Raw genomic sequence first — 7,851 nt, 5'->3', positions numbered from 1 at the left:
CTGAAAGCATCTAAGCGGGAAGCGAGCCCTGAGATGAGTCTTCCCTGGCACTTTAAGTGCCCTTAAGGGTTGTTCGAGACTAGAACGTTGATAGGCAGGGTGTGTAAGCGCTGTGAGGCGTTGAGCTAACCTGTACTAATTGCCCGTGAGGCTTAACCATACAACACCCAAAGGGTTTTGATGGACTCAATGAAAGAACATTGAATGTGTAAGAACTGAAAACAGCTTTCCGAATTAAAGAATTTGCTTGGCGACCATAGCGATTTGGACCCACCTGATTCCATGCCGAACTCAGAAGTGAAACGAATTAGCGCCGATGGTAGTGTGGGGCTTCCCCATGTGAGAGTAGGACATCGCCAGGCCCTATTTATTTTCACTTTTTATATAAAGTGAAGACAAAGGTAAGACCTCTGATTTTTAGAACAAGGTATCTAAAAATAAAGAGAGCCCGTTGTTAGACGGGTTTTTTTAGTCCACCGACACAAGATTTTGTGTGCTGATATAGCTCAGGTGGTAGAGCGCATCCTTGGTAAGGATGAGGTCCCCAGTTCGAGTCTGGGTATCAGCACCAGTTATTCGTCTCACTCATCATGGTGAGTAGACAACAAAATTTGCTTGGCGACCATAGCGATTTGGACCCACCTGATTCCATGCCGAACTCAGAAGTGAAACGAATTAGCGCCGATGGTAGTGTGGGGCTTCCCCATGTGAGAGTAGGACATCGCCAGGCTTAAATACTCAAACGCCCAGCTAATTCAGCTGGGCGTTTTTTGTTGTAATTCTCTTAAAAACGTAGAGTGTGGTTTGCGGATCGCCGCACCGCCCATGTGAGAGTAGGACATCGCCAGGCTTAAATACTCAAACGCCCAGCTAATTCAGCTGGGCGTTTTTTGTTGTAATTCTCTTAAAAACGTAGAGTGTGGTTTGCGGATCGCCGCACCGCCCATGTGAGAGTAGGACATCGCCAGGCTTAAATACTCAAACGCCCAGCTAATTCAGCTGGGCGTTTCTCGTTGTAATTCTCTTAAAAACGTAGAGTGTGGTTTGCGGATCGCCGCACCGCCCATGTGAGAGTAGGACACCGCCAGGCTTGAACACTCAACCGCCCAGCTAATCAGCTGGGCGTTTCTCGTTTTTACTCTTGTTGTTCTCGACTACTCTTTTCGTTCGTTCAGTTGCCAATCGTAATCGTAGCGTATTTTGCCTGAAAACTCGGCCAGTTCCGGGCGGTAGTGGGTTAGGTGATCAAACAGCGCTTCTTTGTCGCCAAAGTCTGCGGCAAACCAATCATAAATTGAGGAGAGAGTGAGTGTCTCACCTTGTATCTCTGCTCCTTTATAACTATTGATAAATGCCTCTGCGGCTTGTTCTAGCAGCGCTTCAGTATTCTCTGCGGTGAACGCAGACGCCTGCAAGTTTGGACAGCCAAGACTGGCGCAATTGACGGCGTAGTGAGTACGAGGATCCTGCCAGATTGGGCGTAAAATGCGGTGCTCGATATCGTTGAGAGTGACCTCTTGGCCATTGATCGTCAGGACATCTTGATCCCAAGGGCCAAAGCTAAATAGCCCACCGAGTTTCGTTATGGATGATACGGGGTAGTGGTCGATGATGAGTTTAACGGTGACTGCATTGTACAGGTTTACCCAATAGGCATATTGCTGGTTCTGGCGTAATTGACGAGGGTCGATCGTCTCCAATGACTCGATATATCGATTGAGTTTGAGTGTATCTTGAGGCTCAAACGCGCCATAACGCAACAGATGGTCTTCGCCTTGCACAACCAGATATTTATCAAGGAGCTCTTGCCATGCTTGATGAGAGATTGACTCTGCGTGTTCCGGGTTGCTTGTGTTCCAATATGCCCAAAGTTTTGATTTGGGTGCAGCCAACGCGGAGATAGGGGCGAGCAGGAGAAGTGCAGCGAGCGATGTTTTCATCTTATACCTTTACAAATCTGATCTGACAAATCGTACATAATGATTGAGACCCGCCGAGTGGCTGATATATTTCATCTTCAGAGTGGTCAAAAAAAAAGCTGGCAGGTTGCCAGCTTTATGGTAAGTGCGAGATTAACGCAAGAACTCGGGGATATTCGCCTCAAAAGCGGCGATCTTCTCTTCGTGTTGTAAGGTCAAACCGATGTTGTCGAGTCCATTGAGCAAGCAATGACGACGGAACTCATCGATCTCAAAACTGTACTCTTTGCCGTTAGCACGCACTTTCATCGCTTCTAAGTCCACTTCCACTTCCGCGCCTTCAGTGGCCTCAACAAATTGAAAAATCTCGTCGACTTCTTGTTCTGCTAAGCGCACAGGGACCATTTGGTTGTTGATCGAGTTGCCGTAAAAAATATCGGCAAAGCTCGTCGCGATCATGGCTTTGATACCGTAGTCGGCTAACGCCCAAGGAGCATGTTCACGTGATGAACCACAACCAAAGTTCTCGCGTGCGAGCAGGATTGAGGCCCCTTTATAACGCGGAGCGTTGAGGACGAAGTCCGGGTTAGGCTGTTCGCCGGCATCATCTAGAAATCGCCAATCATGAAAGAGGTGCTTGCCAAACCCTAAGCGCGAAACCTTTTGTAGGAACTGCTTAGGAATGATTGCATCAGTGTCGACATTCGCTGCATCGAGAGGCACGACCAAGCCGGTATGTTGTTTAAATCCTGACATGTGGTGTCTCCTTAGTTTAACTCACGAATATCAACAAAGTGGCCAGCAATGGCGGCAGCCGCGGCCATGGCAGGGCTGACTAGATGGGTACGACCCCCACGGCCTTGTCGACCTTCAAAATTTCGGTTTGATGTGGAGGCGCAACGCTCTCCTGGCCCTAAGCGGTCATTGTTCATGGCAAGACACATAGAGCAACCAGGTAAGCGCCATTCAAAGCCAGCTTCTTTGAAGATGACATCGAGCCCTTCAGCTTCGGCTTGCGCTTTCACTTGCTCGGAACCCGGTACGATCAACGCTTGCACATGAGCCGCCACTTTGCGTCCTTTCGCCACTGCGGCAGCGGCGCGCATATCCTCGATACGAGAGTTGGTACAAGAACCAACGAATACTTTATCAACGGAGTAGTCAGACAGCGCTTTGCCAGCTTCTAGTCCCATGTAGGCAAGGGCTTTCTCAGCAGAGGCTTTCTCGATAGGATCTTGAAAGCTCTCGGGCGTAGGGATTGGACTATCGACGGCGATCACTTGTCCTGGGTTTGTCCCCCAAGTGACTTGTGGTTTGATGTCTGCACCATTTAGCGTAACGACTGCGTCAAACTTGGCGTCATCGTCGGTTTTCAGGGTTTGCCAATACTCTACGGCAGCGTCCCAGTTGGCACCCGTAGGCGCAAATTTACGACCTTTGATGTAATCGAAAGTGGTTTGATCGGGTGCAATCAGGCCTGCTTTAGCGCCTAATTCAATTGCCATGTTACACACCGTCATACGACCTTCCATCGACAGATCTCGGATCGCTTCACCACAGAACTCGACTACGTAACCCGTGCCGCCTGCGGCAGTGGTCTTCCCTATGATGGCAAGCACGATGTCTTTTGCTGTGATGCCTGGGGCGACCTTGCCTTTGACTTCAATCTTCATTGTTTTGGCGCGCGCTTGCTTCAAGGTTTGAGTGGCAAGCACATGCTCAACTTCTGAGGTGCCGATACCGAATGCCAAGGAACCAAAGGCGCCGTGCGTTGCGGTATGTGAGTCACCACATACGATGGTCATACCCGGAAGCGTAATACCGAGCTCAGGGCCCATTACGTGGACAATGCCTTGGTATTTGTGGTTGATGTCATACAGTGTGACGCCAAATTCTTCACAGTTTTTGGACAGCGTTTCCATCTGGATTCGCGCCATTTCACCGGATGCATTGATGTCTTTGGTGGTGGTCGAGACGTTGTGATCCATGGTTGCGAAGGTCTTGCTGACTTGACGCACGGTGCGTCCTTTCTCACGCAAGCCATCAAACGCTTGTGGTGAGGTCACTTCATGCACTAAGTGACGATCAATATAAAGGATAGGGTTTTCACCCTCGGCTTCGACGGCGATATGTGCGTCATACACCTTTTCGTATAATGTTTTACCCATTGCTCTTCCTCGTCGTCCTTGTCGATAAACCCGCCAATGCCAAGCGGCGATTGGCGGTGTCATGACGACTTATAGTCTGTTGTGTTTGGTCTGTCGATTACGAGTTTAAAATGTATCCAGCGATTTTGTCGCCCATCTCTGAGGTCGTCAGAGCGGGGTTGTTACCAGCAAGGTCTGCGGTAAGCTCGCCAGCGGCTAGCGCTTTTGACACGGCATGTTCAATATCTTGCGCTGCGGCTTCTTCGCCTAGGCTGTAACGCAGCATGAGCGCTGCTGACAGAATTTGCGCTACTGGGTTGGCGATGTTTTTGCCTGCGATGTCCGGGGCACTACCGCCAGCGGGTTCATACAGACCAAACTTGCTCTCATTGAGACTGGCAGAAGGGAGCATACCCATTGAGCCGGTGATCATCGCACACTCATCCGAGATGATGTCGCCGAAAATATTCGAGCACAGCATGACATCAAACTGAGCCGGATCTTTGATAAGCTGCATCGTGGCGTTATCGATGTACATGTGAGAAAGCTCAACATCTGGGTACTCTTTTGCGATCTGTTCCACCACTTCTCGCCATAGAATAGAGCTTTGCAGTACGTTCGCTTTATCAACTGAGCACACTTTCTTGCGGCGCAGCTGTGCAGACTCAAACGCAATACGCGCAATACGCTCGATTTCAAAGCGGTGGTAGACTTCGGTATCAAACGCTTTCTCGTTGGCGCCTTCACCTTCACGTCCTTTCGGTTGACCGAAGTAGATGCCGCCAGTCAGCTCACGCACGACGACGATATCAAAGCCACGCTCAGAGATGTCTGCGCGGAGTGGTGAGAAGGCTTCCAGTCCAGAATGGATTTGAGCTGGGCGCAGGTTGCAAAAGAGTTGGAAATGTTTACGTAGCGGCAGTAACGCACCACGTTCAGGTTGATCGTTCGGCGGTAGATGTTCCCATTTCGGACCACCTACTGAGCCAAATAGAACGGCATCGGACTCTTCACACGCCTTCACCGTGCTCTCTGGGAGTGGCGTACCGTGGTTGTCGATGGCGATGCCACCCACATCATGCTGTTCACGCTCAAAGCGGATTCCGTGCTTACTCTCAATCGCATCCAGTACTTTATTGGCTTGCGCCATTACTTCTGGGCCGATGCCGTCACCAGGGAGAACGGCAATGTTGTACGTTTTGTCTGTCATGTTAATCCTTTAATTTTAATTATCGTGAAGCCTAGAGACCGGAGTCTCAGGCGTCTTATACGGTTGCGATTTTTTTCTGTTTGATTTCAGCAATTTGGTTTGCACGGTGAATGCTGTTGATCACGTGAAGAAGGGCTTGGCCTGAGGCTTCGACAATGTCCGTTGAAACACCGGTACCGTGATATTTTCGGCCTTTGTAGTTGGCGATAATATCCGCTTGGCCCAAACCATCTTCCCCTTCACCTTTGGCGGTTAAGTCAAACTTATCCAGCACAATATCATACCCAGTGACGCGATAGATACACTGGTACAAGGCATCCACCGGGCCATTGCCGACGGCTGCTTCGCAGCGCTCTTCATCACCGCACTGCAACTTGATACTGGTGGTGGCCATTACGCTACCAGATTGCACGCTGAGATAGTTCAACTTGTAGTAGTCATCTTCTTCGCGCAAGTTAGAGAAGTGCATCAAGGCTTCCAAATCGTAGTCAAACACTTGCCCCTTGCGGTCAGCCAGCTTCAAGAAATCTTCGTACAACGCATCTAGGTTGTACTCTTCGCTCTTGTAGCCCATCGAGTCCATATGACTCTTCACCGCGGCACGTCCACTGCGACTGGTTAGGTTCAACGCTTGGTTTTTCAATCCAATCGACTCTGGCGTCATGATTTCGTAAGTGTTCTTATTCTTCAGCATGCCATCTTGGTGAATGCCGGAAGAGTGGCTAAACGCGTTGGCGCCGACGATCGCTTTGTTGGATTGAATCGGCATATTGCACAATTGGCTGACGAGTTTACTGGTGCGATGGATTTCGTCGTGTTTAAGGCCAGTGTGAACGCCAAGCAGTTCTTGACGAGTTTTGATGATCATCGCGATCTCTTCGAGAGAGCAGTTGCCCGCTCGCTCTCCGATGCCATTAATGGTGCCTTCAATTTGACGTGCACCTGCTTGAACCGCTGCAATTGAGTTGGCAACAGACATACCAAGGTCATCGTGACAGTGAACAGAGATAATCGCTTTATCGATGTTTGGCACGCGGTTGAATAGAGTTTGAATAATGCCGCCAAACTCGTTGGGCACCGTGTAGCCTACGGTATCAGGGATATTGATCGTACTGGCACCTGCATCGATCGCCGCTTCGACCATACGACATAGGTTGTCAATTGGAGTACGGCCAGCGTCTTCACACGAGAATTCGACATCATCGGTATAGTTACGCGCATGTTTAACCGCTTTGACACCCATTTCGACTACATCGTCGTAGCTGCGGCGAAGCTTGTCTTGAACGTGCACTGTAGAGGTTGAAATGAAGGTATGGATACGGAATTGGTCTGCGACTTTTAATGCTTCAGCCGCCGCATCGATGTCTTTTGCCACTGCACGAGAAAGCGCACAGATTCGGCTATTTTTGATATTGCGAGCAATCGCTTGGACGGATTCAAAATCACCCGGAGACGATACAGGGAAGCCTGCTTCAATAACATCAACGCCGAGTCTTTCAAGCGCGTAGGCAATCTGCAGTTTCTCTTTAACTGTCAAACTTGCTGACAACGCTTGTTCGCCATCACGCAATGTGGTGTCGAAAATAATGACTTGATCGTTCATGTTTGCTTCCTTAGTGATTTCTACACATTTGAGTGAGTGAATCGATGACTTCCGGTTTCGTTATAGTAAAAAAAAGCCCGCATATTGATGCGGGCTTTTTGAATCTGTGTGGTGGTTTTTCGTCCACAGCCTACCCGCGCGATTTGGTCACGATAAGGAGGAGGCTCAGCAGGAGAGAAAAACGCATATACATGATTAACGTGTCCTTAAAGGTCGTTATATATCCACAAAATTAAGTTAACAAATTAGTACCGTACTCAACCGCATAGGTCAACCCTAAAGTGCAAGTTTTCTCCTCTTTCTTGTTTTCTTTATTTTCAACAGACGCAAAGTTTTGCGTTCTCTACTGAATGTTGATGTCACGCAACTACAGTGAAACGTTCACGAACCTGTCACCAAAAACGCTTAATTTGTCATCAATACCGTCATGGAAAGGAGTCGGTCATGCGTACTATCGAACCTATCGCAAAGTTAGATTTGGCGTTCTCATTGTTTTGCTTGCAGCACAAGTTTTCTTGGCCTGTGTCTCGCTTGAGCAAAGCCGTTTCTCACACAGGTGATGGGCACCTCTATGTGTTATTTGGCGCTCTAGCGTGGGGCTGGGGTGGCGATACTGGGGCTTGGTTTCTGCTTGTTGGTTTAACGGCGTTTCTTATCGAGCTTCCGATTTACTGGACGTTGAAAAACCTATTTAAGCGCCGCCGTCCGCAGGAGTTGTCAGATCTGGTGCCCTCTTTTATTACGCCATCCGATCGCTACAGTTTACCCTCTGGGCATACGGCAGCGGCGTTCTTAATGGCCACCTTGATCGGACACTTTTATCCAGGCTTAGCGGTCATCGCGTTAGTCTGGGCCTGTTTCATCGCCTTATCTCGTATCTTGTTGGGTGTCCATTTTCTCACTGATGTGTTGTTAGGCGCCGTCTTGGGCATGATGTGTGCTCAAGCTGCCCTCACCCTGATTGGAGGTTAA

General features: G+C 49.2%; 6 protein-coding genes, 1 tRNA gene and 3 rRNA genes. 5 read left to right on the top strand and 5 right to left on the bottom strand.

What is annotated here, in order from left to right:
* The 4 genes from AC6R1A_RS16540 to rrf (AC6R1A_RS16525) all read left to right on the top strand — a co-directional run.
* Positions 1-160, top strand: a 23S ribosomal RNA gene (locus tag AC6R1A_RS16540); the annotation flags it as partial.
* A gap of 86 nt (positions 161-246) precedes the next feature.
* Positions 247-362: ribosomal RNA gene (gene rrf / locus AC6R1A_RS16535) — 5S ribosomal RNA — on the top strand.
* 133 nt (positions 363-495) lie between these two features.
* Positions 496-571: transfer RNA gene (locus AC6R1A_RS16530), tRNA-Thr, on the top strand.
* 43 nt (positions 572-614) lie between these two features.
* A 5S ribosomal RNA gene (rrf, locus tag AC6R1A_RS16525) occupies positions 615-730 on the top strand.
* Between the two features lie 424 nt (positions 731-1,154).
* Here the strand turns inward: rrf (AC6R1A_RS16525) and AC6R1A_RS16520 are convergent.
* The 5 genes from AC6R1A_RS16520 to leuA all read right to left on the bottom strand — a co-directional run bounded on the left by AC6R1A_RS16520 (position 1,155) and on the right by leuA (position 6,879).
* On the bottom strand, positions 1,155-1,940 hold the full coding sequence (locus AC6R1A_RS16520; RefSeq protein ID WP_500631827.1) for a DUF547 domain-containing protein: 786 nt from the start codon (positions 1,938-1,940) through the stop codon (positions 1,155-1,157).
* 132 nt (positions 1,941-2,072) lie between these two features.
* Complete coding sequence (gene leuD, locus AC6R1A_RS16515) at positions 2,073-2,675, bottom strand: 3-isopropylmalate dehydratase small subunit (protein WP_500631826.1); 603 nt, start codon at positions 2,673-2,675, stop codon at positions 2,073-2,075.
* An 11-nt stretch (positions 2,676-2,686) separates the two neighbouring features.
* Positions 2,687-4,087: a 3-isopropylmalate dehydratase large subunit gene (gene leuC / locus AC6R1A_RS16510; protein ID WP_487901397.1), complete on the bottom strand. Its 1,401-nt coding sequence runs from the start codon at positions 4,085-4,087 to the stop codon at positions 2,687-2,689.
* Between the two features lie 97 nt (positions 4,088-4,184).
* Complete coding sequence (gene leuB / locus AC6R1A_RS16505; protein WP_500631825.1) at positions 4,185-5,276, bottom strand: 3-isopropylmalate dehydrogenase; 1,092 nt, start codon at positions 5,274-5,276, stop codon at positions 4,185-4,187.
* 55 nt (positions 5,277-5,331) lie between these two features.
* The gene (gene leuA, locus AC6R1A_RS16500; protein ID WP_500626334.1) at positions 5,332-6,879 is read right to left on the bottom strand and encodes a 2-isopropylmalate synthase; all 1,548 of its coding nucleotides are present in this window, start codon (positions 6,877-6,879) and stop codon (positions 5,332-5,334) included.
* A 444-nt stretch (positions 6,880-7,323) separates the two neighbouring features.
* Here leuA and AC6R1A_RS16495 point away from each other — a divergent pair, with 444 nt between their 5' ends.
* Positions 7,324-7,851 (top strand): phosphatase PAP2 family protein, encoded by a 528-nt coding sequence (locus tag AC6R1A_RS16495; protein ID WP_487901394.1) that lies wholly within the window; start codon positions 7,324-7,326, stop codon positions 7,849-7,851.

The sequence above is a fragment of the Vibrio sp. R10-SG3-ISO3 genome (genome assembly GCF_059834225.1).
The sequence above is the reverse complement of the archived record's forward strand: the minus strand, read 5'-3'. Positions and strand labels throughout refer to the sequence as shown.